The following is a 24,389-nucleotide window of genomic DNA, read 5'->3' on the forward strand; positions in this document are numbered from 1 at the left end:
ACGAGGCAAGGGACTAGACCATGCATTTCACCATTCAACGCGAAGCCCTGTTGAAACCGCTGCAACTGGTCGCCGGCGTCGTGGAACGCCGCCAGACATTGCCGGTTCTCTCCAACGTCCTGCTGGTGGTCGAAGGCCAGCAACTGTCGCTGACCGGCACCGACCTCGAAGTCGAGCTGGTTGGTCGCGTGGTACTGGAAGATGCCGCCGAACCCGGCGAGATCACCGTACCGGCGCGCAAGCTGATGGACATCTGCAAGAGCCTGCCGAACGACGTGCTGATCGACATCCGTGTCGAAGAGCAGAAACTCCTGGTGAAGGCCGGGCGTAGCCGCTTCACCCTGTCCACCCTGCCGGCCAACGATTTCCCCACCGTGGAGGAAGGTCCCGGCTCGCTGAACTTCAGCATTGCCCAGAGCAAGCTGCGTCGCCTGATCGACCGCACCAGCTTCGCCATGGCCCAGCAGGACGTGCGTTACTACCTCAACGGCATGCTGCTGGAAGTGAACGGCGGTACCCTGCGTTCCGTCGCCACCGACGGCCACCGACTGGCCATGTGCTCGCTGGATGCGCAGATCCCGTCGCAGGACCGCCACCAGGTGATCGTGCCGCGCAAAGGCATCCTCGAACTGGCTCGTCTGCTCACCGAGCAGGACGGCGAAGTCGGTATCGTCCTGGGCCAGCACCATATCCGTGCCACCACTGGCGAATTCACCTTCACTTCGAAGCTGGTGGACGGCAAGTTCCCGGACTACGAACGCGTACTGCCGCGCGGTGGCGACAAGCTGGTGGTCGGTGACCGCCAGCAACTGCGCGAAGCCTTCAGCCGCACCGCGATCCTCTCCAACGAGAAGTACCGCGGCATTCGCCTGCAGCTTTCCAACGGTTTGCTGAAAATCCAGGCGAACAACCCGGAGCAGGAAGAGGCCGAGGAAGAAGTGCAGGTCGAGTACAACGGCGGCAACCTGGAGATCGGCTTCAACGTCAGTTACCTGCTCGACGTGCTGGGTGTGATCGGTACCGAGCAGGTCCGCTTCATCCTTTCCGATTCCAACAGCAGCGCCCTGGTCCACGAGGCCGACAATGACGATTCTGCCTATGTCGTCATGCCGATGCGCCTCTAATCACACTGAATGTCCCTGACCCGCGTTTCGGTCACCGCGGTGCGCAACCTGCACCCGGTGACCCTCTCCCCCTCCCCCCGCATCAACATCCTCTACGGCGATAATGGCAGCGGCAAGACCAGCGTGCTCGAAGCCATCCACCTGCTGGGCCTGGCGCGTTCATTCCGCAGTGCGCGCTTGCAGCCGGTGATCCAGTACGAGGAAGCGGCCTGCACCGTATTCGGCCAGGTGATGTTGGCCAACGGCATCGCCAGCAACCTGGGGATTTCCCGTGAACGCCAGGGCGAGTTCACCATTCGCATCGATGGGCAGAACGCCCGAAGTGCGGCTCAATTAGCGGAAACACTTCCACTGCAACTGATCAACCCGGACAGCTTTCGGTTGCTCGAGGGAGCGCCGAAGATCCGCCGACAGTTCCTCGATTGGGGAGTGTTCCACGTGGAACCTCGGTTTCTGCCCGTCTGGCAGCGCCTGCAGAAGGCGCTGCGCCAGCGGAACTCCTGGCTCCGGCATGGTAAACTGGACCCCGCGTCGCAAGCGGCCTGGGACCGGGAATTGAGCCTGGCCAGCGATGAGATCGATGCCTACCGCAGAAGCTATATCCAGGCGTTGAAACCGGTATTCGAGGAAACCCTCGCCGAATTGGTTTCACTGGATGACCTGACCCTTAGCTACTACCGAGGCTGGGACAAGGACCGGGACCTCCTGGAGGTCCTGGCTTCCAGCCTGTTACGCGACCAGCAGATGGGCCACACCCAGGCGGGACCGCAGCGTGCGGATCTTCGCATACGGTTGGCAGGTCATAACGCCGCGGAGATTCTCTCGCGCGGTCAGCAGAAGCTGGTGGTATGCGCCCTGCGCATCGCCCAAGGCCATCTGATCAATCGCGCCAAGCGCGGACAGTGCGTCTACCTGGTGGACGACCTGCCCTCGGAACTGGATGAGCAGCATCGAATGGCTCTTTGCCGCTTGCTTGAAGATTTGGGTTGCCAGGTATTCATCACCTGCGTGGACCCGCAACTATTGAAAGACGGCTGGCGCACGGATACGCCGGTATCCATGTTCCACGTGGAACATGGAAAAGTCTCTCAGACCACGACCATCGGGAGTGAAGCATGAGCGAGAACAACACGTACGACTCTTCCAGCATCAAGGTGCTGAAGGGGCTGGATGCCGTACGCAAGCGCCCCGGCATGTACATCGGCGACACCGACGATGGCACCGGTCTGCACCACATGGTGTTCGAGGTGGTGGATAACTCCATCGACGAAGCGCTGGCCGGTTACTGCAGCGAAATCAGCATCACCATCCATACGGATGAGTCGATCACTGTCCGCGACAATGGACGCGGTATTCCGGTGGATATCCACAAGGAAGAAGGGGTTTCTGCGGCGGAAGTGATCATGACCGTCCTCCACGCCGGCGGCAAGTTCGACGACAACACCTACAAGGTGTCCGGCGGCTTGCACGGTGTGGGCGTCTCGGTGGTGAACGCGCTGTCCCATGAACTACGCCTGACCATCCGTCGCCACAACAAGGTCTGGGAACAGGTCTACCACCACGGCGTTCCGCAGTTCCCACTGCGCGAAGTGGGCGAGACCGATGGCTCCGGCACCGAAGTTCACTTCAAGCCGTCCCCGGAGACCTTCAGCAACATCCACTTCAGTTGGGACATCCTGGCCAAGCGCATCCGCGAGCTGTCCTTCCTCAACTCCGGCGTCGGCATCCTGCTGCGCGACGAGCGTACCGGCAAGGAGGAGCTGTTCAAGTACGAAGGCGGTCTGAAGGCCTTCGTCGAGTACCTGAACACCAACAAGACCGCGGTGAACGAGGTATTCCACTTCAACGTCCAGCGTGAAGAGGACGGCGTGGGTGTGGAAGTCGCCTTGCAGTGGAACGACAGCTTCAACGAGAACCTGCTCTGCTTCACCAACAACATCCCGCAGCGTGACGGCGGTACCCACCTGGCCGGTTTCCGTTCGGCGCTGACGCGTAACCTGAACAACTACATCGAGGCCGAAGGCCTGGCGAAGAAGTTCAAGATCGCCACCACCGGCGACGATGCCCGCGAAGGCCTCACCGCGATCATCTCGGTGAAGGTACCGGACCCGAAGTTCAGCTCGCAGACCAAGGACAAGCTGGTCTCCTCCGAGGTGAAGACTGCGGTGGAACAGGAGATGGGCAAGTACTTCGCCGACTTCCTGCTGGAGAATCCCAACGAAGCCAAGGCCGTGGTCGGCAAGATGATCGACGCCGCCCGTGCCCGCGAGGCCGCGCGCAAGGCGCGCGAGATGACCCGCCGCAAGGGCGCGCTGGACATCGCCGGCCTGCCCGGCAAACTGGCCGATTGCCAGGAAAAGGACCCGGCGCTCTCCGAACTGTACATCGTGGAGGGTGACTCCGCGGGCGGTTCCGCCAAGCAGGGCCGCAATCGCCGGACCCAGGCGATCCTGCCGCTCAAGGGCAAGATCCTCAACGTCGAAAAGGCGCGCTTCGACAAGATGCTCTCCTCCCAGGAGGTCGGTACGCTGATCACTGCCCTGGGCTGTGGCATCGGTCGCGAGGAATACAACATCGACAAGCTGCGCTACCACAACATCATCATCATGACCGATGCTGACGTCGACGGTTCGCACATCCGCACCCTGCTGTTGACCTTCTTCTTCCGCCAGATGCCCGAGCTGATCGAGCGTGGCTACATCTACATCGCCCAGCCCCCGTTGTACAAGGTCAAGCGCGGCAAGCAGGAGCAGTACATCAAGGACGACCAGGCCATGGAAGAGTACATGACCCAGTCGGCCCTGGAAGACGCCAGCCTGCACGTCAACGAGCACGCTCCGGGCCTGTCCGGAGCAGCGCTGGAGAAACTGGTCAACGAGTATCGCGGGGTGATCGCCACCCTCAAGCGCCTGTCGCGCCTGTACCCCCAGGAGCTGACCGAGCACTTCATCTACCTGCCTACCGTGTCGGTGGACGACCTGGCTAACGAGTCGGCCATGCAGGGCTGGTTGGAGAAGTTCCAGGCGCGTCTGACCGCCGCCGAGAAGTCCGGCCTGACCTACAAGGCCAGCCTGCGCGAAGACCGCGAGCGCCACCTGTGGCTGCCCGAGGTGGAACTGGTGGCCCACGGCCTGTCCAGCTACGTCACCTTCAACCGTGACTTCTTCGCCAGCAATGACTACCGCTCGGTGTCGCTGCTCGGCGACCAGCTGAACAGCCTGCTGGAAGACGGCGCCTACGTGCAGAAGGGTGAGCGCAAGCGCCCGATCAGCGCCTTCAAGGACGGCCTGGACTGGCTGATGGCCGAAGGTACCAAGCGCCACAGCATCCAGCGATACAAGGGGCTGGGCGAGATGAACCCTGAGCAGCTGTGGGAAACCACCATGGATCCGAACGTCCGGCGCATGCTCAAGGTGACCATCGAGGACGCCATCGCCGCCGACCAGATCTTCAACACCCTGATGGGCGATGCCGTGGAGCCGCGCCGCGACTTCATCGAAAGCAACGCGCTGGCGGTGTCGAACCTGGACGTGTGACAGGTGTAGGTGGGCAAAGTTATTTGCCACTTCGGCCAAAGTTAAGTGGTTCGGCCAAAGTACCTAGCTCCTGCTAAAAGCCCCTGTTGGTCGTTAGACCAGCAGGGGCTTTTAGCATTGAAGGAATGATGCCAGTGGCGTCAGTTGGTTGCCTTCACTATGGTGCTGCATGCACGAACCTTAAACATTTTGGTCAGGCCTTCGTATCTGTTGATACACCGCCCTCATCAGATGGCTCGCAGCAACATTCCTAAATGCCTCATCGTTCATTAGACGTACAAAGATTTCCTCGTTGCCATCCATGCGTTCAATGAACAGGTTCTCAAGCTGCTTGTTGAACACTGGCTCAAAGTTCTCGATGCTATTTGCCATAACGGCCTGTCGTAACTGCTCATTGGCTACGGCGGTTTCACGGACTTGATCGAAGAAGAGTTGGTCTGCTGGGGTGAACTCTGTGCCGAAGCGCTCATTGAGCTTGCCTACCAAAGTTGAGAGCTGCACATCCTCGTCCGCTTGGCCTGAACCCACATCACTCGGGCCTTCAAGAGCGTCCGCCTCGCCTGCTTTCAGATCAATTGCACCCTCGCTGATTTTTTGCAGGCGGTAGTATTTGAGCTCGACTTCATCGTCGACCTGCACCGTCCGATTGTCCGTCGTGCGCGGCAGCTTGGTCAGTAGGAAACGGGCATAGGTGTACAGCTTCTCGTGATCGGAGTCTTGGTAAGGGACGATCTGAGAAACAAAGCTGTACAGATTGCGGAAGCTGACCAGCTGCCCCTTGAACAGGTTCTGGTCTTCTTCCCCGAGTTTCTTGAATCGCTCAATCGCCAGATCGAGCAGGCCATTCAATTTCTTGTGCTCGCCACCGGTAGGGTTCAGGCGGTTGCGGAACCAAATCTCGCACCAAGCGCTGACCTCTGCCCCTGTGTAAATTTTCCAGCTAGCCAGACTATGTGCCAGCGTGTTGAGTTGTTGCGGATCGGTGTCGTCGCCCTTGTCCGTTTTCTCGTAATAGGGCTTGAAGGCGGTGTAGATGTCCGCAGGCTCGTTGACAAAATCGAGCACGAAAGTGTCGGTCTTACCCCGTGTCGTGCGATTCAGGCGCGACAGTGTTTGTACCGCCTGGATGCCGGATAAACGCTTGTCGACGTACATGCTGTGCAACAGTGGCTGGTCAAAGCCCGTCTGGTACTTCTCGGCCACCAGCAAGACTTGGTATTCCTCGGTGTTGAACTTCTCAGGCAGCTCAGATTCCTTGATGCCGCTGTTCATGCTCACTTCGGTGAATTTCTTGTCGGCGAACTCTTTGAGCGTGATTTCGCCGGAGAAAGCCACAAGCGATTTCACGTCGGTGTATCCCTTGTCCTTGATGTACTTGTCGAACCCCAGCTTGTAGCGCACGGCGTGTTCACGCGAGCCAGTCACCACCATCGCTTTGGCCCTGCCGCCAATCTTGTGGCGGGTATGGGTGCGGAAGTGCTCCACGATCACTTCTACCTTCTGCGCTATCTCGTAGTCGTGAAACTCGACGAAACGCGCCAGTGCGCGGGCGGCTTTGCGGCGCGGTACCTCCGGATCAGCCTCCACCTTCTGGATCAACTTGTAGTAGCGCTTGTAACAGGTGTAGTGGGCCAACACGTCGTGAATGAAGCCTTCCTCGATGGCTTGCCGCATGCTGTAGTGGTGGAACGGCGCTTTGCCGTTGGGGCCGGGCTCGTTGAAAACGGCAAGGGTCTTGAACTTGGGCGTCGCCGTGAAGGCAAAGAAACTCAGGTTGGGTTGTTTGGCGCGCTTGAGCTGTTCACGCAGCAGTTCTTTCTTCGCCTCTTCGCTCAAGGCATCGTTGTCCATATCCAGCAACTGCTCGGCAATGGCGGATTCAATGCCATCCTTGTTCAGGATCTTGCGCAGCTCCATCGCCGTTTCGCCGCTCTGCGAGCTGTGCGCCTCGTCCACGATCACCGCGAAACGCTTGCCCACCGTCGAGATGGCCACTCCTTTTCCGTTGGTCTCCATCGTGCGAATGGCTTGGGTGATGAAGGGAAACTTCTGGATGGTGGAAATGATGATCGGCACACCATCGGCCAGCGCTTTGGCCAACTGCTGAGTGTTTTCGTCGATCTTCTGTACAACACCCAGCTTGTGCTCAAACTGGAAGATCGTGTCTTGCAGCTGTTGATCCAGCACCCGACGGTCGGTGATCACTACAACTGAGTGAAAGATTTTCTCGTTGTTGGCGTCATGCAGGCTGGAGAGGCGATGTGCTAGCCAGGCGATGGAGTTAGATTTGCCTGACCCAGCGGAATGCTGGATCAAGTAGTTGTGCCCTGAACCATGCACTTGCGCGTGGTTGGTCAGTGCCCGAACCGCATCCAGCTGATGGTAGCGGGGGAAAATCATCGACTCCTTGCTATGGCGCTTGATGCCTTTTTCGGTGACAACGGTCTTTTCCTCGACGTCCAGGTGAATGAACCGAGCAAGGACGTCCATCAAGCTGTCGCGCGTAAGCACCTTGCGCCACAGGTAGGCGGTACGTACATCGCCTTCAACGGGCGGGTTGCCGGCACCGTGGTCATGCCCAAGATTGAAAGGCAGGAAGAATGTGTCCTTGCCCTCCAGCTTGGTCGTCATGAAGACCAATTCGGTGTCCACGGCAAAGTGCACCAGGCAACGCTGTTTGAAGGCGAACAACAGCTCTTTGGGGTCGCGCTCAAAGCGGTACTGGTGCTTTGCGTTTTCCACGTTCCAGCGAGTGGCCGACATCGGGTTCTTCAACTCCAGCGTGGCCACAGGCAAGCCATTCACCGCCAACACCACATCGGGGATCGCCCCGCTCTTGGTGTTGACCTGCCGCACGATGGTCAAGCGGTTATCGTCGTAACGCTCGGTACTTGCCGGGTCGAGCCCAGTGTTGGGCGCAAAGTAGGCAAGCCGCACCGTCTTGCCCACGCACTTGAAGCCCTCACGCAAGATCGCCAGCGCCCCTTTGGCGGCAAGCTCCTTCACTAAGCTATCCAACAACATTGATGAGGGCTTGGCTGCGTCGAGTTGGGTCAGACGAGCCCAGATCTTAGGCTGCGTCTTCTGCACAAAGGCAACGACATCCCCAGGAAACAGCGCGGTATCCGGGTCGTAGGTTTTGGGATCACCTTTTTCGTAGCCGCCGCTGCTGATCAGTGCGTGTTCGATGTCGTTTTCAAAGTCGATTTCTTTGTGCATCTTTTTCACCCTTTATGCGGGATCGGCACTGCCCGGACGTCAATTTGTCCAGTGACTGCATTGGTGATCATGGCGGAGCGATATTCCTGAAGTAGCGAAACCATGCTCTTTTTCTTGGCGTTCTTTTCGATTTCAGCAGAGCCGCCCATTGAACGAATTAAGGTATCTATTTGCGCTATTTTAAAATCAAGGAAACGAGCAATTATGGCTTGCTCCTCCATTGGAGGTTCAACTGCTTCAATCCGGACAAGATCGCTAGCGTTAATCGCTGGATAACTAACGCCAACAGAGTTGGCGACTACTTCTCCTACAAAACCATTTGATTGTAATAAATATCCAGCGAATCCAGAGTGAAGATTCTCTTTGGGTCGAATAACTGCAAATCCGGTTGAAACAATCATGTTTTCTGGTGGGTTCGAAATCGGTGCAATTGCTTTGAGATAAGTTCTCACTGTGGAAACGATGATGTCGCCGTGCTTTACTTTTCTTCGTGCTCGCGATGGGGACTTTTCAAATAGCATTGCTTCTGATTTTTCAATCCCGCCCGCTAGGGTGACACTCGAAATGTCTACGTAATCAATTTCGAAATCAGGATCCGCCTTCTCATCCAATGTATCGTCGTTATACGTTGCTACATTCTTAATCCGCTTGATTGACCAATGCTCAGGTATTTCTTTTAGCCATGCGCAATCGGTTGACTTGTACTTTTTGTACGGTGTGTAGGTCATCATCACAGCACCTCGCTCAGCATGGTCACAATTTCTTTTTCGAGCCGACTAATTTCACTTCCGATTTCGCTCAATGGCCGTGGTGGCTGATAAACGTAGAAGTGTCGAGTGAGGGGGATCTCGTAGCCCACTTTGGTCTTGCTGTGGTCGATCCAGGCATCGGGCACATGCGGCAGGACTTCAGCCTTGAGGTAGTTCTCGCAGTGGTCTTTCACCAGTGCCAACAGTTTGTCGTGGCCGGTTTCATTGTCGTAGCCCAGCGGCAGCGGCAATTCAATATCGTCCGGTAGGGCCACGACCTCGGTATCGCGCAGGTCGGCATCCGGTTCCGGGTTGCCTTTGGTGTCCAGACATATGTCGGCCTCGGGGTCACGCTCAGACAGTGCTGCCAGGATGGCTTTCTTGACCGGCGCACCGACCTTTATGGCTGCCTTTTTCAGGGCGGCTTCGATCACTGCGTAGAAGGCGGTACGATTGCGGTACAGCGCTTCACTGTCCATGCCTTCGAGTGCGGCTTTGATGGTCGCCTGTGTTTCTTGGCCTGCTGCGATTTCCGCGCGGTAGGCAGCCTCATCCTTACGCTTCTTGCTGCTGGCCAGATTAATGAAGGCACTCTGCTCGTCCAGCTTGGCTATGCGTTCAGCACTGGCCTGGAAGTTCAAACGCAGCGGGCGCTCAACAGTGATCTTGAGGAAGCCAAACTCGCGGTTCTCGAATATCTTGCTGCAAACCCGGAACTCGGGCTTGCCGTCCACCCAAACTTCGCTTTCCGCATCGTGGTCGTGCTCGGCGTACAGGCGCACCAGCTCCCTGATGTGGTCGTCCGAGAGCTCGTTGCGCTTATTGCCCAGGCTCTTGTCCATCTTCTTGAAATGGTGGGTTCCGTCGATCAACTGCACCTTACCTTGACGATGAGCGGGCTTCTTGTTGGTGACGATCCAGACATAGGTGTAAATGCCTGTGTTGTAGAACATCTGGTCAGGTAGGGCGACGATGGCGTCCAGCATGTCGCGCTCGATGATCCAGCGGCGGATATTGGACTCGCCCGATCCGGCGTCACCAGTGAACAGGGGGGAGCCATTGAACACGATGGCGATCTTGGAGCCGTCGCCACCGACGTTGTTGCCATCGATCAGCTTAGGCGGCTGGTGCATCTTGGAGATCATGTGCTGCAAAAAGAGCAGCGAGCCGTCGTTGATGCGTGGCAGGCCTGCGCCGAACCGTCCATAGAAGCCGTGCGTGTTGTATTCCTCGCGGACATAATCTTCTTCAGGTTTCCACTCCACCCCAAAAGGTGGATTGGCCAGCATGTAGTGGAATTTTTTGCCCGGATGCCCATCGTGCGGCACAAAACCATTGGTCTTGTTCTTGGCATCCTTGATGCCTAGGGTGTCGCCGTAGATCAGGTTATTGATCGGCTCGTCCTTGATCAGCAAGTCTGAACAACAGATGGCGTAGGACTCGGGGTTGTATTCCTGGCCAAACAACTCGATGTTTGCATCCGGGTTCAGCCCGTTTGTGACGCCGTCACCGCAGATGAACTTCTCTGATTCGGACAGCATGCCGCCGGTGCCCGCTGTGGGGTCATACACGCTGCGATAGATGCCTTTTTCGTAGATGCCGTCTTCGCCGGTGAACAGCAACTGCACCATGAGGCGAATGACTTCCCGTGGAGTGAAGTGATCCCCCGCTTCTTCGTTGGCTTGTTCGTTGAACTTACGCACCAGCTCTTCAAACAGATAGCCCATCTGTAAATTACTGATGGCCTTGGGCGAGAGGTTGATGTCTGCAGAGCAGAACTCCTTGATGATGAGGTAGAGCCGGTTCGCCTCGTCCAGCTTGGCGATCTCGGCCTCAAACTCAAACTTGTCGAAGATGTCGCGGGCGCGCGGCGAGAAGCCCTGGATATAGGCGAGCAAGTTGCCGGCAATGTTGGGTGCATCGCCCAGCAGTTTCTCAAACGTGAAGCCACTGGTGTTAAACAGCTCTTGCTTGCGGTCGGTAGCGGCGATACGTGAGAGCGCCTTCTCCAGCGCAGGGCCGGTGATGCCTTTGTCTTCCAGGCGTTTCTTTTCGTCCAGCACCTTCTGCTTGTTCTCAGCCAGCACCAGATCAAAGCGACGCAGCACAATTAGCGGCAGCATCACGCGACGGTACTGTGGCGGACGATAGGGCCCACGTAGCTTGTTGGCGATATTCCAGATGAAGCCGACTAGGTTTTGATGTTGAACGTTTTGCATGATCAGTTCCTAAAAGTGTTCGATTTTTTACGGATGTCTTCAGACCTTTAGCAGGTGGCTCATCCGTTCATTGTTTGGCGGGCTATTGGAGTGACCAGAACTCGCTGGTTAGCTCGGTTTGCTGGCGGCACAGGATTTCAATTTCTGTCTGGATTCGTGCCTCTTCATCGAATGCTTGCACCATGGCGTGCATGGTCGGCAAAGGAGGCACTGGAATTTCAATGTTCTTAAGGGTCGAAAGCTGAATGGAGGGGATGGTTGCCCCCACTGCTGCTTGATTAAGCAAGCCCTGCCCAATTGCGGATCGCAGAAGTATCAGCAGCGCTTTGGGAGGGTATTGATCGGGGAATCGGCTGCGCAAGAGCACTAACGATTGCCCTGCTACCCAGCTGTTCTGGCCAGGCGGCGGGACGTCGCCAGCTATGCCTGCCTTGCCTACGACACCTTTGAAAGTCATCAGAATGTCGTCAGGCTTGATGAAGTAGCTGTCTGCCTTGGGCGATTGCAGGTCGAACAATGCTTCTTTGCTGGCACTGCGGATATAGCCGAACGATGGAATGTCTTGGGCCAGTACCTCGTTGACCTCTGCACCCTCTGAGGTAGTGCTGTGTTGCCTGGGACGAAGGATTTCAAAGAAGTCCCCCAACTTGCGCAGTGGATAGCGCTTGAGGGTGTTGCTCAGCTTCTGTGCAGACTCATCCTGGACATAGCGACTGGCCTCAAGGCTGAAGTCGCTATGGGCTATCTCTTCAGCCGTCACATTCCTGGCAAATGGGGAGGCATCGTCGCTCGCTACCAGTTGCAGCAGTGCATCTATGTCCTTCAGATCCACGCGCCTTCTGCCGGAGGCCTCTATGAATGCCTCATGGTTGCCATTCACAAAGCGGATCGATTCATTTCGACGCTTGCTCTCTAGAACAAGGATATTGATTGGAATTTGCGTGTGGCTGAACAGCCCGCCGGGCAAGGCGATAATCGTGCGGATTTGGCCCCGACTGACTAGATCTTCGCGCAGCTGCCGCTCGATCCCCTTGCCGAATAGCACGGAGCTTTGAACTGTCAGAACAGCTAGCCCTTGTGTCTGTGCGAGCAGGTGACGGATTTGCAGCACATTGCCGACCTGGGTTTTTTCGGTGAAACGCTCCCAAAGATCGCCATTGCAGATTTCATTTGGGTATTTCACTCCCATCGGTGGGAAGCAAATGCTCGCATCGAACTGAACCAGCTTTCCTTGGTTGATAGCACTTGGGGCTCTCAAAGGGTCGGTTGCATGCAATTCCCAGTTCACCCCGCCTACCAGGTTGAGCACCTGAGCGCAGGTGCTTTGCACTTGCGACTCAACCCAGAGGCTTGCTCCGGTTCGAGCAATACGGGCAGCCAATTGACCAGAGGTTTCCCACGGTATGTAGATACTTTGGGCTTGGTCGACATGGGCCAGAGACACCATCAACTCGCAAAGGCTGGGCGAGTAGCTGGCGGTCTCACCGCGCGGATCGTTACTCCAATGCGCTGCGTCATCCAGCAGCAGTGTATCGAGCAGGCCTTGAGTCCCTAGCAATCGGATTTTCTGGGTTAAAACAGAAAGGTCGCTCGCCCCGTGAAGCCCTTTCCATGCACCTTCATCTAAGAATGGGTGGCGAGTGTGTTGCTGTACGCTCCGTAGAGCCTCCAGCTGCGCGGAGCTGTTCTGCTCGCAGAACACCTCGAAACGAAGGTGTTCTGGTAGTACCGGCTCCTTGGAGAGCTTCCACCAGCACAGCAACTGTAGGACGAGGGACAGAGCATTGTAGGGGGCTGTGCCAGTGCCTCGAATAGTGTCGAGCAGTTGCCAGAGGACTTTGTCGTTCATGGTTTTTTCCGTGCTTTCTGGGGAGCGTAATGCGTTCAGTGGCGCTGCGAGCAGTTGTAAGTTGTGATCAGCGCTTCACCATCGGCGACCACCACCACGCCACCTTTGTCGTTGATTTTCATCAGCAGGCGGCGTTCGCGATCCAGAGCCGCTAAGCGCTGCTTCGCTTCCTTCTTACCGAACACGACTTTGTCTTTCTCCTGCGAACCATGGGCCAGGACGTAATCGACCATGTCGAGTGAGATCCCGCACTGGGATTGGCGTGCCTTGCAGTGGTGGGTGGTGTGCATGGTGTTCTGCTCCATGGAGTGGTGACCATGGGCTCAGATTAGGTGAAAGCTTTCGGTGCGTCAAGTAAGCAATTAATGCGTAAAATAAGCATTGGTGTAATTTTCTCTCTCTGTGTACTGAGAAAGCACCGTATTTTGCTGGGATAGGTAAGCTACGAAGGCCGTGTAAAAGAAGCAGCCATCATCGTACGCGGCAGGTTGCTTCTGAAGCGCTGGATGGTCTGTGAGAGAGCTTCTCCTACGGATGTTGGGCTACCAGAACACCCCAGCCGGCAGCCGCTTATGCCCCTTCTGGCATCCAGCACTCCAGCCAGCGAGGGGGCTGATTGACCATAACGTCCTATTACGCGCAGTGGCGCTGCTAATGCAGCGCACTAAAGGCCGGCACCGGATCCACAAAGCGGCCTCGCTCCGGGAACTTGACCGTGAAATTGTCGCGAATCAGCTTCAGCTCATGATCAGACGCCACGGACTCTTCCCAGCTCGGCAGATAACTGAGACCCATAGCTAGGGCGCGGTGCTTCAGGCGCTTGTACAGCGGGCGCTTGCCCAGGTAGGCGGCCAATAGCAGAGCTTCCCGCAGAATGTCTTTCTGGGTTTGGCCTGAGCGGTAGAGATCGAGGTCGGCAGCTGCTTCGAAATGCAGGAGCGCCGTGTCCAATTGTCCCGCCAGCACATGCCAGCGACCTTCCAGCCATTCCAGGTAGTAGGTGCTGATGCCTTCCGGGTCATGGTGGCCCAGAAGAACTCTGAATTGATCCAGGGCGTAGCGTGTGCGGGCCTGGTCGCCCAGAGATTTTTCCGTGGTGCGCTTCAACTGCTCAAACAGCAACAGGCCCCTTTCGACCAGTTCACGCTTATGTGCTGCGGCCTGGATATTCAGCATGGAAAGCATGACACCGATGTCGATGATGGGGATGTCGCTCAACACCTGTTGGAGCACACAGTGACGCAAGCGGACAAAACCCGAGGCGGCGCTATCTAACACGGTTAACGCTCGGGCGACGATTAGCCACTCGGTAAAGGCCCGCAGCAGCAAAGGGCAAGCTGGGAACTGCGCCTGCAATGTCTGATGAAGCAAGGCGGTGCTCTGAAGATCCGGCAGCTGCTCGCCCTGTCGCCAACGACGGATCGCTTCACGCCCGTTTTTATTCTCGCCAGAAGCATCATGATAAAGCTGCTGGCCCAGATGGTTGGGCGCTATTTCCAGCTCATGTTCTAGCCAGGCCAGGGTGACGCCTACAGGGTGATGCTGCTCATCCAAAAGCTGCGCCAGAGGCGGGCTGGGGATGGCCTTGTGCATTTGCAGGAGAAAGGAGCCGAGATACGGCGCTAAGAAATGCTCCGCCAAGACAGGCAGCGCCTGCTCTCGGGTTAAGGCGTCCAGTGCTATGGTCTTGATCAGTTGCACATAGCTTTCTTGCAGGGTCTCGACCGCCGAGGCAACAAATCGAGCGAATTGAGCATTACTTCTGCTGCTCAACGGCGCTTCGAGCAGTTCATCTCGCAGGCTGGCCAGCAACTGCCAGTCAAAATCGCCTTGCCTGGCGAGTTGATCGACCTGGCGGTTGCTGGCTTTCGTATCGAGTGCTTTGGCGAGGAGGCGATAGCACTCGCCCAAGCGGGGATACGGCGGGAGTGGAGCAATCTCTTGTTTCGCCATGACTGAGTAACTCTAATTCATTCCAATCCAATACCCGCTTCCCTGCGGGCAGTGTCCCGAGCATGAGGGCTTAGCGCTTCGGCCCTTGACCACGATTGCCACCGGATGGGCGGCCCGGCACTTTGCTCGGCCAGTTACCACCTGGGAAGGTATTGGAGCCCGCTGGGCGAGAGCTTTCTTTCACGCTGTTGCTGGAGGACTGGCCAGCGTTGGATTTGGTCATTTGACGAGTCATGTTATGTCTCCAAGGGAAGTAGCGAATCGGCTACGGTGCCCACGTTACGAGGGCGCCTTGGAAATCACTCGCGCGCGACTGGTCAAATTTTCTCTATCGGATTTAGGCTGCCGGACAGCTTGCGACCATCGCGCAGCGAAACCCCCTCCCAGGCACAGTCATCTTCTCCATCGACGTCTTTTTCGAGTATGCGGCGGCGGTTCAGATACGGGATCAGGCCCGACGAATCTGGATTTGGAATTGCTAAGTACAGCCAGCTGTTCAGTGCACCGATCTGTTCGGCACGTGCGACCAGTTCCTGAGCAAGCAGTGAGTCAGAAGAAAGCACCAGCCAAAGTCGATGGAAATAGCGTTTCACAGATGTAACCAGCTTGAGCAGCTCCTCTGCTGCGGGCCCTTCTTTCAACGAGCTGTCGCCCAAGCGTGGAATGACGGCTATGGGCTGTTGAGGGTCGTCGATCAAAATAAAATTACGCAGCGCTCGGAAGTTCTTCACCAGCACGAGCTCGCCTTCAGGGCTCCCGAAGAAGCCAGCCCCGGACTGTTGTGCAAGTTGAATGCAAAGCCGCTGATGTTCGACCACACGCTGGCGAGCGCGGGAGCGAGCCGTGATTTGCGCATGCCCGGATTCTGCGGCCAGGGAATCAATGGCCTGGCGGAGCTCTTTCAGGGTTACCTGGTTGTCCAGGATCGCGTTGAAGCGAGCGTGAGCTTCCTGTGCGTTTAGCTTGTAAAGACGCTCCAGGAACTCAGCATGAGCGTAACCGCATTTAACCTGCTCCACCGTAAGTGGGCTGTCAGTCATACGCTCAAGAAACGCCCCGGCATTGAGCATGCGCTTGATGACTTTCTCGTCGTAGTTCGAAGCTTCGGCTTCACGACGAATGAGTCGGTAGACGCTCTCGTCGCCCTGGTGCCCGTCGATCTTCGGGCGAAGAGCCTGATACAGGCCAAACCAGTGTGTTTGCGGCTTGCGTGGCATGCCTTGTTCTCCTCGTGCGGACTCCGGTCGCTACATCTTATTTGATACGTTTCTCCAAAAAAAGCTTGACCTTAATCCAGAGGATGGCTATACATAAAACACCCAGTATAGAAAAGTGTACTAAATGAAACGAGATGACCTGAGCCACGGCGTGACGCGCGATGTAGCGCGCCGCAACAACCGAGGGCGTAAGGCGTATGTCATGAAGTCGTTGAAAAGCGGCTTGGAAATCCGTCTGGAATCGCGCGACGAGCTGGCGCTGGCGAAAGCCCTGGATCTGGATCCGAGAGGCAGTCAATTGCGGGCGCAGGCAATGACCTTTGACCTGGTTCGGGGCGAGGTGCTGACCGCCCTACCTACCGCCAAGCACAGAGACAGTCGGTACTACACACCCGATCTTTCGGATGTGATTGATGGCATTGAGCATATTTTCGAGGTGAAGCCGAAGCGCTACTGCTCACAGCATAAAGGGCTATTTGAGCAAGTGAGCGATTTTTGTCTGCGCAACGGTATGAAATTCAGAGTTCTTTGCAAAGAGGACTTCACCGAAACGTTCTTGATCAATGTAGATTTATTGCATAAATTCGCCCGGCAATGCGCTCAGCAACTGCCAGCTTGGGCACAGCAAGTCAGCCAGATTAAAAATAAGACGGGGCACGTCAGAGACGTGCTCTGTGGATTGGCGCCGGAAAATTACTTTTTGCTGGCAGGTCTGTTGTCTGGTGTTTTGAGGATGGATCTAAATAAGGCGCTGATTCTATCAATGGATTTTGATGTCTATCCAGGGAATGGAAACTTGCAAATTCTGGAGGTTTATATCAGTGAATAATCCAATCCGGGAAAACGGGGTTGTGAATATTTCCGGGCAACCCTTCATTATCAAGTCGCTGCAAGTGGATTTGAAAGATATTGTCCTGCGCGGCAAGGGTGGCATTGAGCGGGTTATGGACTTTCAGCAGTTCTATAATGAACTGGCAACTGGAGTCATCAAGATCCCAGGGTATGCGACTGAGCGCCAAGGTAAGACTTGGGAGCCTTCAGAATATGCGGAAGCTATTTTCCGCAGAGACATCATCAAGTTAGTTGATAGCGAAGAATATCGGCGAGCAGCGCAAAGCGAAAAAAATGAGCTACTGGTTAAAGTTGGACTTGAGCACGAAAAAAAGGTGCCGTGTCCAAAAACCATCAGGCAGTACCAGAAAAAATATGCAAAAGGAGCTTTTGAAGCCCTGATTCCTAACTACCGCGCGCGTGGCGGTAAAGGTTGGAGGGTAAAAGCGGCAGCTAAAGAGCTCGTCCACGCAGTCATTCTGGAGACCTATGCCAAGGATGACAAGCTGAACCTAGCAGCGACAGCACGGATTGTGAATGATCGCTTGAAAGGCTCAGATTGTCTGGTTGAGGGTAACCAGACGATCAGCGTGAAGCTGGTCTCTCGAATGCTTCAAGAAATGCCTCGGGATATCGTCTTGGATGGGCGAATTGATCCTAGGACTTATCGCCTGTTGTCACGGCAAGCGGTAAATGAGTTTTACGTTGAGCATGCCTTTGAATTGGTGCAAATCGACGCCAAGACGATTGATATGTATGTTGTCGATGAGTTCGGTCGGCGATTTTCAAAAATCACCTTGTACTCAATGGTGTGTAGCCGTACAGGCTATCCCGTGGGCATTTATGTGACAGCCGGGACACCCAGTGAATACTCATTGCTCAAGCTGTTTGAATTTTTCTTTTCCCCGAAAGACGAAAAATTCAAAGACGCTTTGAATTAATTTCAGATTGGCCTGCGCCCTGCGGCTTGATTAAAGTTTTATTGGATAATGCGTCTGAGAATGCGGCGGGTGTGTCATTAGAGCTCGTCCGAGATCTTGGGATTGATATCCATTATGCCCGCGCCTATCGTGGGGACGATAAGCCACACGTAGAGTCGCTTTTTAATACCTTGGATAAGATGGTATTTCATAGAATGCCAGGATCTAAGAAAAGCGCTGAGAAAGAAATCAAGAATCGACATGAACGAGCAGAAAATGAGGCTTGCTACACCGTCGAGCAAGTGTACAAAGATGTTGTTAAGTTCATAGCTGACTACTACGTACATCAGCCTGTTGTGAAACTTGGGTTTCGCCATGGAAAGAACATGACCATTAAGCAGGCGATGGATGAAGAGCTCAAAAAATTTATGCCACCACCGCCGCCATCTCTTGAGCAGGTTCAGCGTTTGATTTTGCATAAGAATAAGACGACTCGTACTGTGCAGCACTACGGGATCGAATTCGAGGGCTTTCAGTACAACAGCTATGCCTTCAAGGAAGTGACGCGGGATTTTCTTCAGCAGCAAGTGACGATTCTGTTTAACCCTGCTGAATGCGCGGCGATTTATGCCGTTGATCCCCGTAGCGGTGAATTGATCAAGCTCGATTGCAAGATGCGCGACGTTCCAAATGTCTCGTTCGAGGTCATCAAAGAGATTCGTAAGCAGTATGAGCGTGACCCGCAGACCATGACGGGTCATGACTACCATCGTGTCTACGCAAGCTTGCTGATCAAATGGACGACAGACAGCACCCGGCGCCGCTCAAAGATTTCCGACCATAACCGTGCAGGTCAGAAAAAAAGCTCGTGAGGGTTATCACCGTGACGTGCAAACCCAGCTTGACCAGCATGCGATAGCTCCGGTCGCACGCACTGTCATGTCGGTCGACTCGGATGATGACTTTGTGCCGGCCCCTGTCGAGGTCATCCAGCCATGAGCGGTATTTACGATCAGCTCGTTCAGCATGAGCGGTTTTCATCAGCTCTTGCTGTGATTTTGGCGGCTGTAGAACGTGCGCGTGATGAGGATTATCAAATTCAGCCGGTCGTTGGGCCCACGCGTGTGGGGAAGACAAGGGTATTGGCGCGTGCGATCCAAGAGGTCTTGCGCACCTCCCCTGTCGGATCGCAGAGCGTGATCTCGGTGGTGAGTCCCAAACATCTGACGGCACGAGCCCTGCCGGATGCTTGCCTGAGCAGCATTGGCATGAGCACCGGGGGCTTTAAGAATCATGTGGCGGCGACTGAGGCTTTTATCAAAGCAGCCAATAAGCGGAACACAAAGCTCATCATCTTTGATGAGTGCCAACACATGCTGGAGCGCGGCAGTAGCACCACGGTGCGGGCGGCGGCTGATTTTTTTAAGCTTTTCGATGGAAAACTGAAGGCCAGTATCGTCCTGGCCGGTTTGCCATCGCTTAATCAGCTGTTCCTGGAAAATGAGCAACTGGCTGATCGTGTCAGACGGCCATTCCAATTTTATCCGTATGACTGTCAGGGCCCTGATTACACGCATTTTCGGGCGGCGTTGGCGACAGCGCTGCAATACCTGACGAACAACGGTTGGCGCACGTTCGATCTCAAGGATGCCGAGTTTGCCAAGCGCATGTACATCGCGCGTGTGCGGGGCGTTTTGGCCTGATCGTAAAGCTCTTTCGTGAGGTCGAAGTCTGCTCAACAAGTGGAGAGGCGCTGTATCCCGAGTTTGCCAAAGCCTATGAGGCGGCAGTCATCGGGCGTTTGATCGACTTCAATCCGTTTGACCCCCGGATCACGGTACAGACCGAGCACATGGCCTTGGTGTACACCAAGGTCATGTCCGAAGCCGGCGTGAAGGTGTGAGGGCTCAGCATGTTGGCATTCCCCCTGACTCCCTTCGCTGATGAAAGCGTAAACGGCTACCTCCTGCGGTTGGCCGAGGAGAACTTCATGGACTCCTCTGCCGCCCTGCTCCGCGAGGCAGGGGTTCGACTCAAAGCCCGTTACAGTGAGACTGAGCTCAATGCCATCAGTGAGACGCATGGCTTGGATTGTGCGGGGATCCAACAGCTTGCCGGTTTCTCACAAGTCGTGGGATCGCTCGGGCAAGGACGATTTCTCCGTACCGCAGCGGTTCCGGTCTGTGTCGAGTGCTTGCGCGCGTCCGCCTACATCCGTCAGTCGTGGCATCACCAGTTGTTCATCGCATGCCCCGAGCATCAACGCGCACTGTTGGCAGTTTGCCCGGAGTGTTCGGAACCGCTCGACCTCAAGCGCCACTCGATTACAACCTGCCCCTGCGGGTACGACCTGACCACTGCGGATGTCACGCCAGCAGATCCTGCGAGCCTCTGGGTGGCCAGCCTCCTGTGGCCTGCCAGTGGCATTTCGCTGCCGGGACTGGAGGCTCTGCTCCAAGACGTTGATGCATTTCTGCTGTTTCTGGCAAATCTGACACTGACGGAGCCGCATCGGAAAAATGCTCCCATCGATACGGATAAAGCCTTGGCGGTGTGCCAAGCCAGTCATCAAATCGGCAGCAATTTGCTGCCTCGCTTCAGGGGCTTCGTCGAAGCCAAGATCGAAGCGGCCAATCAAATGGCGTCCAGCCGTTTCATGCTCAATCTTGGCAGCTGGTATCGCGAGCTGAATACGGAATTTTCAGGAGAGGTGTATGCACCAGTCCGCGAGATTGCACACCGGCTGATTCTTGAGCGGGCCAATGCGCCCATCAACCGCAAGCTGAAGCAGATCAGCGCTGACTGGCTGGGGCTGAAGGCAACCCTTACGGCAGCGGAAGCGGCACGGATACTGAAAAGCTCTCCGGATCGCGTAGTGGCATTCGTAAAGGCCGGCCTGTTGGATGGAACCATCTTGCAGGGCTCGACCAGCGAGTTCTGCATGGTCAAGCGCGCGGAGGTTGAGGTACACCAGCAAGCAGCGGCGGATTTCCTCTACGGTAAGGATTTGCTCAAACTTCTCGGCATCAGTCGGCGTACCCGAGATCGTCTGACGGAGACTGGCCTGTTGAGTCCGGTACCGGAGATGCAGCGCCCGCTGTTTGCACGGGGCGATTACCGAAGAAGTGAAGCGGTGGCACTGCTTGAGCGGCTGACCGAGAGCAGCTGCGAGATCGATGAGCCCAAGCGCAGCCTGTCATTTGCGGATATCAGTGGTAAGAGCTTTTCCAACGCACAAGCCAATGACCTGCTTAAGCGAGTATTTGCGGGTGATCTTCAACCGCTAGGCCGTGTGCGTGGCATCCAGGGGTTCGCGGCGTTTCGCTTTGATGAAGACACGCTTGCAGAAGTGTCGGCTCAGCATTCCACCGGTATTGAGTTCACCATCACTGACCTGACCAAAATTACGAAGTGGAAACACCAGACCATCAAAGGTTGGATTGATGCCGGCTACCTGCGGGCACGTGCTGAATCAGGCAAGAAATACCGGACATTCATCGGTTTGGCCGACCTGATCGCATTCCTTTCCACCTATGTGGTGGCAGCAGATACGGCAGATCGACTGGGCAGCCAGTCGGTCTGGCTTAAGGGGGCGATGAAGAAGGTTGGCGCACTGGTGACTGGCCCCAGTGGAGAGGTGGAGAGCGGGCTTTTGCTCTCGGTCGATGCGTTGGTGAACATCGTTTCTAATCGAGCCCCTACTTGGTCACGGCCATCTAAACCCAGCGCCCGCATGAGCCACAGCCCTGAACTGAAGGCGGTAGTGGATCAGTTTTGCCAGGCGACGGAGGTGCACTGTGCCTGACCGGATCAGCACCCGTCTGCCTGCGCGGACTCAACGCCTTTTACTCGAAGCGCTGCTGGAGCATTACCCCGACGAAGTCATTACTGGCTTCCTGGTGAACGCCACTATCAGCTGCAACTGCGTGCGGGGCCATGCCTACAAAGTCCGCCGTTATCCGGAGCATGCCGTGCTCACCTCGGGGGAGATCAGCCATGTCGTGCGCGATGGGGCGCGCTGGTTGATCCATACCGAAGAGTTCGACTGTTTCGTGATCGTGAATTTTGCACCCGGTGGGCTTCAGTCACTGCGCCATCTGATTGATCTCTATGAGACGGCCCGCATGGCGCACTCGCGCTGGTGCCTTCAATAACAGGAGGTAGATATGGACGAGCTGAGTGCGGTAACCGATCTGTTGTATGGCCGCGGTACACCCATGTCGGGGTTATCCCTGACTGACGAAGAAGCCATGGCCATGGTGCGTCAGCGCTTTCCCTTTAACGAGTTCTGTCTTGTACGCGATTGGCTGTGGCTGGATTTAGCGGTCACGCCAGCCGAGCGCGAGCAGCTGAGCAACACGGGGCGTCAGCCGGTGCTGGTGTATGCGCATACCGTCGTTTACGACAGTGCCAGGCGCTGGGACGCGGGGGACTTTGTGCGGACATCGCCGTTACACGTTTTGCATGGTGAGGGTCTGTTCCAGACCTGGAGCACGCTCTACGTGTTGCTCGGTGAGGGGTAGCGCAAACGTGTGGCGCTGGAGACGGTCGGGCGGATTTTCTGAGGGATTCGAACCGCACTTCGCATAAGACCGCATGGGGTAAATGGTCGCCAGCTCAACTTCACGGAGGGGCGCGATGTGGGAGCAAGTTGATCGAGACAAACTCTTTGCCGAGGTGTGGGCCGAGCCGATGCAATCGGTGGCCAAGCGCTACGGGCTGTCGGATGTGGGCTTGAAGAAGCTGTGCAGCCGCTTGCAGATTCCCACGCCACCCCGAGGCGACTGGGCCAAGTTGAAAGCGGGCAAAGCGGTAACCGCCCCACCAACGCTGCCGGTGTTCAAAGGCAATCCCCGCCACCTTCACCGCTTTGTGGCGCAACCGGTCAAACCGTCTGGTGAGGCCCCACCACCGGATGCGCGGTTGCTGCCGGTTCTGGCGTTTGAGCGTGACCCCGCCAATCACATCCGAGTACCGAGCCGGGGTACGCATTGGCATCCCCAGGTGGCCGCTACCCGCGATGCGCTCAACAGCGGCTACAAAGACAACCGAGGGATACCGATTCCAGGTGGTCGGGGGTTCGATATTTCTGTGTCGGTTGGCCAGCGCAAACGGGCATTCCGGGTGTTGAATACCCTGGTCAAAGCCTTGGAAAAGCGTGGCTACAGCCTGCGCCCTGGTGATCGGCACATGCAGGTCGAAATGTATGGTAGCCGCTTCACGCTAGGCATCTATGAGCCCACCAAACGCTCCAACTATGTTCCAACGGCGAAAGAGCTGGCGGCCAAAAGTCGTGGCGAACATAGCTATTGGCCGCGCTATCAGTACACCCCGTCGGGAACGCTCGAAATCCGTTGCGGCGATGGCCATGACGCGGTGGTCAAAGACACGGTGCGGCAATCCATCGAGGAGCAGCTCAATCTGGCGGTGGAGGTGATGGCTAGGCGGGCGATCAGCAGGCTTCGCTACCAGGAAGAGCAAGAGCGCTTGGCGGCGATCCGCGAAAAGCGCCGCCAGGAGGCATTGGCACAGCAAGCGATTCAGGACGCCGAGAAGAAAAGGCTGGAGCATCTGATTGCAGATGCGCAGCGCTGGCAGCAGGCGGAAACCATCCGGGCGTTTTTACGTGCCCAAGAAGCTCATGGTCAGCAGGTTGGCGGTTTGTCCGAACAGCAGCAGATGTTTCTGGCCTGGGCTCGGGCTAAAGCGAACTGGCTGGATCCCTTGGTAATGCAGCCAGACGCCATTCTGGATCAGAAGATAAAGATTCCTTACTGATCCTTCTCTTCGGGCATGGGGGGGCCAATGTACGCACCTCGTAGGGTCATCCGGTCAAAGCTATAGACATGGGCGTGTGGGCTTTCGACGCAGCGACCTACCAGGGGGAGTTGATGGTCTGGCTTGCCTGGTTGGAGCTCGATGGTGCTGCCGCAAACGGGGCAGTCAGCCGAAAAGCGCACCAGGCGCGTCCAGCGGTAGTTGTCATGCCGGAACATTTCCAGCTCGCAGCTGGTTTCTTTGAACGCGGACACCCAGTTAGGTGCTTTCACGACGCAGTCATCAATCACTTTGAACCAAGGTGAGTAGCCCTCGCGCCAGATGAATACAAATCCTGCCAGGCTGAGGCATAGGGTGATGAGGCTTCCCATCGTAATGGGCCCCTCACGTAGGCCCAGGCTCAGCAGCATGATTCCGAGTAGGGCAACCCAGAATGCACTGCCCAGAAGGATTGAGCTCAGAAAGCTGATACCTCTGACACTCAGGTTGCGCATTTCACCGCCACTCAGGAACAGGCGAGCCGCGAGCGATGGCTTGATTGCGCCCTTGGCGGAACGTCGGTAGATGATTGATGAGGCGGGTTCTACTTCAGGCGTTTTCTCTTCGTCATTTTGGGGTTCCAGTTCCAGCCAATACAGGCTGACCACCCCCCTGCCGCCACCTGGCGTATAGCCAAGTTGCAGGCGCGGCTCATCTGATTCTGACTGGGCCAGCTTCAGGGTGCGCCGCAGGATCGAGATTTTCGGCACCCAATTCTTAGGGTCTGAGTCTTTCTCCGCAGCATTACCGCAGCCGGCGAGCAGAGTCTTAGCCTCAAAGGTTAGTTTCTCTTGGTTGTCAGGGCGGGCAAGACAGCTACTGGTCATGAACAGCAGGATCTCGTAGGCCCGTCCGCGCGAGGGGTTCTCTGTGAGGTGATGCTTTAGACGCTGAAGAGCTTCGAACATGCAATTCCCTATGCTTCTGATTTTTAAGGATTTAAAACCTGGATTTC

General features: G+C 56.2%; 18 protein-coding genes and 1 pseudogene. 11 read left to right on the top strand and 8 right to left on the bottom strand.

Annotation, left to right across the window (positions count from 1 at the left end):
• The first annotated feature begins 20 nt into the window (after positions 1–20).
• From dnaN to gyrB, 3 genes and pseudogenes are all read left to right on the top strand, one after another.
• On the top strand, positions 21–1,124 hold the full coding sequence (gene dnaN / locus ACYAF3_RS11315; protein ID WP_003097262.1) for a DNA polymerase III subunit beta: 1,104 nt from the start codon (positions 21–23) through the stop codon (positions 1,122–1,124).
• Between the two features lie 9 nt (positions 1,125–1,133).
• A pseudogene (recF, locus tag ACYAF3_RS11320) lies at positions 1,134–2,236 on the top strand (DNA replication/repair protein RecF).
• A 3-nt stretch (positions 2,237–2,239) separates the two neighbouring features.
• Positions 2,240–4,660: a DNA topoisomerase (ATP-hydrolyzing) subunit B gene (gyrB, locus tag ACYAF3_RS11325; protein ID WP_003097268.1), complete on the top strand. Its 2,421-nt coding sequence runs from the start codon at positions 2,240–2,242 to the stop codon at positions 4,658–4,660.
• A 180-nt stretch (positions 4,661–4,840) separates the two neighbouring features.
• On the opposite strand, the gene ACYAF3_RS11330 is transcribed toward gyrB, so the two are convergent.
• From ACYAF3_RS11330 to ACYAF3_RS11360, 7 genes are all read right to left on the bottom strand, one after another.
• Positions 4,841–7,879 carry a type I restriction endonuclease subunit R gene (locus tag ACYAF3_RS11330; protein WP_031756783.1) on the bottom strand — a complete coding sequence of 1,013 codons (3,039 nt, stop codon included), beginning with the start codon at positions 7,877–7,879 and terminating at the stop codon, positions 4,841–4,843.
• A gap of 5 nt (positions 7,880–7,884) precedes the next feature.
• Positions 7,885–8,610 (bottom strand): restriction endonuclease subunit S, encoded by a 726-nt coding sequence (locus ACYAF3_RS11335; protein ID WP_071557652.1) that lies wholly within the window; start codon positions 8,608–8,610, stop codon positions 7,885–7,887.
• The gene (locus ACYAF3_RS11340; RefSeq protein ID WP_172042057.1) at positions 8,610–10,847 is read right to left on the bottom strand and encodes a type I restriction-modification system subunit M; all 2,238 of its coding nucleotides are present in this window, start codon (positions 10,845–10,847) and stop codon (positions 8,610–8,612) included. The genes ACYAF3_RS11335 and ACYAF3_RS11340 overlap by 1 nt, the downstream gene beginning before the upstream one ends.
• 82 nt (positions 10,848–10,929) lie before the next feature.
• Positions 10,930–12,696 carry a type I restriction-modification system subunit M/S gene (locus ACYAF3_RS11345; protein ID WP_031756786.1) on the bottom strand — a complete coding sequence of 589 codons (1,767 nt, stop codon included), beginning with the start codon at positions 12,694–12,696 and terminating at the stop codon, positions 10,930–10,932.
• A 35-nt stretch (positions 12,697–12,731) separates the two neighbouring features.
• Positions 12,732–12,986 (bottom strand): hypothetical protein, encoded by a 255-nt coding sequence (locus tag ACYAF3_RS11350; RefSeq protein ID WP_031756789.1) that lies wholly within the window; start codon positions 12,984–12,986, stop codon positions 12,732–12,734.
• A gap of 361 nt (positions 12,987–13,347) precedes the next feature.
• Positions 13,348–14,649, bottom strand: coding sequence for a hypothetical protein (locus ACYAF3_RS11355; RefSeq protein ID WP_031756791.1), 1,302 nt, complete (start codon positions 14,647–14,649; stop codon positions 13,348–13,350).
• A 317-nt stretch (positions 14,650–14,966) separates the two neighbouring features.
• Positions 14,967–15,866: a hypothetical protein gene (locus ACYAF3_RS11360; protein WP_031756793.1), complete on the bottom strand. Its 900-nt coding sequence runs from the start codon at positions 15,864–15,866 to the stop codon at positions 14,967–14,969.
• A 124-nt stretch (positions 15,867–15,990) separates the two neighbouring features.
• Here ACYAF3_RS11360 and ACYAF3_RS11365 point away from each other — a divergent pair, with 124 nt between their 5' ends.
• From ACYAF3_RS11365 to ACYAF3_RS11400, 8 genes are all read left to right on the top strand, one after another.
• A complete protein-coding gene (locus ACYAF3_RS11365) occupies positions 15,991–16,695 on the top strand; it encodes a hypothetical protein (RefSeq protein ID WP_223697247.1) in 705 nt (234 codons plus the stop codon).
• Positions 16,688–17,638: a hypothetical protein gene (locus tag ACYAF3_RS11370; protein ID WP_126624947.1), complete on the top strand. Its 951-nt coding sequence runs from the start codon at positions 16,688–16,690 to the stop codon at positions 17,636–17,638. The genes ACYAF3_RS11365 and ACYAF3_RS11370 overlap by 8 nt, the downstream gene beginning before the upstream one ends.
• A 365-nt stretch (positions 17,639–18,003) precedes the next feature.
• Entirely contained in the window at positions 18,004–18,489 is a 486-nt protein-coding gene (locus ACYAF3_RS11375) for a Mu transposase C-terminal domain-containing protein (protein WP_185838817.1), read from the top strand.
• 123 nt (positions 18,490–18,612) lie between these two features.
• Positions 18,613–19,320: a TniB family NTP-binding protein gene (locus ACYAF3_RS11380; RefSeq protein ID WP_234011216.1), complete on the top strand. Its 708-nt coding sequence runs from the start codon at positions 18,613–18,615 to the stop codon at positions 19,318–19,320.
• A gap of 209 nt (positions 19,321–19,529) precedes the next feature.
• On the top strand, positions 19,530–21,422 hold the full coding sequence (locus tag ACYAF3_RS11385; RefSeq protein WP_049950162.1) for a TniQ family protein: 1,893 nt from the start codon (positions 19,530–19,532) through the stop codon (positions 21,420–21,422).
• Entirely contained in the window at positions 21,415–21,771 is a 357-nt protein-coding gene (locus ACYAF3_RS11390) for a hypothetical protein (protein ID WP_031756800.1), read from the top strand. Before ACYAF3_RS11385 ends, ACYAF3_RS11390 begins: the two co-directional genes overlap by 8 nt.
• A 12-nt stretch (positions 21,772–21,783) precedes the next feature.
• Positions 21,784–22,140 carry a DUF6957 family protein gene (locus ACYAF3_RS11395; protein WP_049950163.1) on the top strand — a complete coding sequence of 119 codons (357 nt, stop codon included), beginning with the start codon at positions 21,784–21,786 and terminating at the stop codon, positions 22,138–22,140.
• 115 nt (positions 22,141–22,255) lie between these two features.
• The gene (locus ACYAF3_RS11400; RefSeq protein ID WP_031756802.1) at positions 22,256–23,395 is read left to right on the top strand and encodes a hypothetical protein; all 1,140 of its coding nucleotides are present in this window, start codon (positions 22,256–22,258) and stop codon (positions 23,393–23,395) included.
• Here the strand turns inward: ACYAF3_RS11400 and ACYAF3_RS11405 are convergent.
• Complete coding sequence (locus ACYAF3_RS11405) at positions 23,389–24,342, bottom strand: hypothetical protein (protein ID WP_031756804.1); 954 nt, start codon at positions 24,340–24,342, stop codon at positions 23,389–23,391. The two genes, ACYAF3_RS11400 and ACYAF3_RS11405, sit on opposite strands and share 7 nt — an antisense overlap.
• Between the last annotated feature and the right edge of the window lie 47 nt (positions 24,343–24,389).

Source organism: Pseudomonas sp. TZ252 (assembly GCF_056110345.1).

What these genes read in the sequence shown, in the direction of transcription:
- dnaN (WP_003097262.1), top strand. Translation starts at nt 21, where the DNA reads ATGCATTTCACCATTCAACGCGAAGCCCTGTTGAAACCGCTGCAACTG.
- ACYAF3_RS11380 (WP_234011216.1), top strand. Translation starts at nt 18,613, where the DNA reads ATGAGCGGTATTTACGATCAGCTCGTTCAGCATGAGCGGTTTTCATCA.
- ACYAF3_RS11395 (WP_049950163.1), top strand. Translation starts at nt 21,784, where the DNA reads ATGGACGAGCTGAGTGCGGTAACCGATCTGTTGTATGGCCGCGGTACA.
- ACYAF3_RS11340 (WP_172042057.1), bottom strand. Translation starts at nt 10,847, where the DNA reads ATGCAAAACGTTCAACATCAAAACCTAGTCGGCTTCATCTGGAATATC.
- ACYAF3_RS11355 (WP_031756791.1), bottom strand. Translation starts at nt 14,649, where the DNA reads ATGGCGAAACAAGAGATTGCTCCACTCCCGCCGTATCCCCGCTTGGGC.
- ACYAF3_RS11345 (WP_031756786.1), bottom strand. Translation starts at nt 12,696, where the DNA reads ATGAACGACAAAGTCCTCTGGCAACTGCTCGACACTATTCGAGGCACT.
- gyrB (WP_003097268.1), top strand. Translation starts at nt 2,240, where the DNA reads ATGAGCGAGAACAACACGTACGACTCTTCCAGCATCAAGGTGCTGAAG.
- ACYAF3_RS11360 (WP_031756793.1), bottom strand. Translation starts at nt 15,866, where the DNA reads ATGCCACGCAAGCCGCAAACACACTGGTTTGGCCTGTATCAGGCTCTT.
- ACYAF3_RS11335 (WP_071557652.1), bottom strand. Translation starts at nt 8,610, where the DNA reads ATGATGACCTACACACCGTACAAAAAGTACAAGTCAACCGATTGCGCA.
- ACYAF3_RS11350 (WP_031756789.1), bottom strand. Translation starts at nt 12,986, where the DNA reads ATGCACACCACCCACCACTGCAAGGCACGCCAATCCCAGTGCGGGATC.
- ACYAF3_RS11330 (WP_031756783.1), bottom strand. Translation starts at nt 7,879, where the DNA reads ATGCACAAAGAAATCGACTTTGAAAACGACATCGAACACGCACTGATC.
- ACYAF3_RS11405 (WP_031756804.1), bottom strand. Translation starts at nt 24,342, where the DNA reads ATGTTCGAAGCTCTTCAGCGTCTAAAGCATCACCTCACAGAGAACCCC.
- ACYAF3_RS11385 (WP_049950162.1), top strand. Translation starts at nt 19,530, where the DNA reads ATGTTGGCATTCCCCCTGACTCCCTTCGCTGATGAAAGCGTAAACGGC.
- ACYAF3_RS11365 (WP_223697247.1), top strand. Translation starts at nt 15,991, where the DNA reads ATGAAACGAGATGACCTGAGCCACGGCGTGACGCGCGATGTAGCGCGC.
- ACYAF3_RS11400 (WP_031756802.1), top strand. Translation starts at nt 22,256, where the DNA reads ATGTGGGAGCAAGTTGATCGAGACAAACTCTTTGCCGAGGTGTGGGCC.
- ACYAF3_RS11375 (WP_185838817.1), top strand. Translation starts at nt 18,004, where the DNA reads ATGACCATTAAGCAGGCGATGGATGAAGAGCTCAAAAAATTTATGCCA.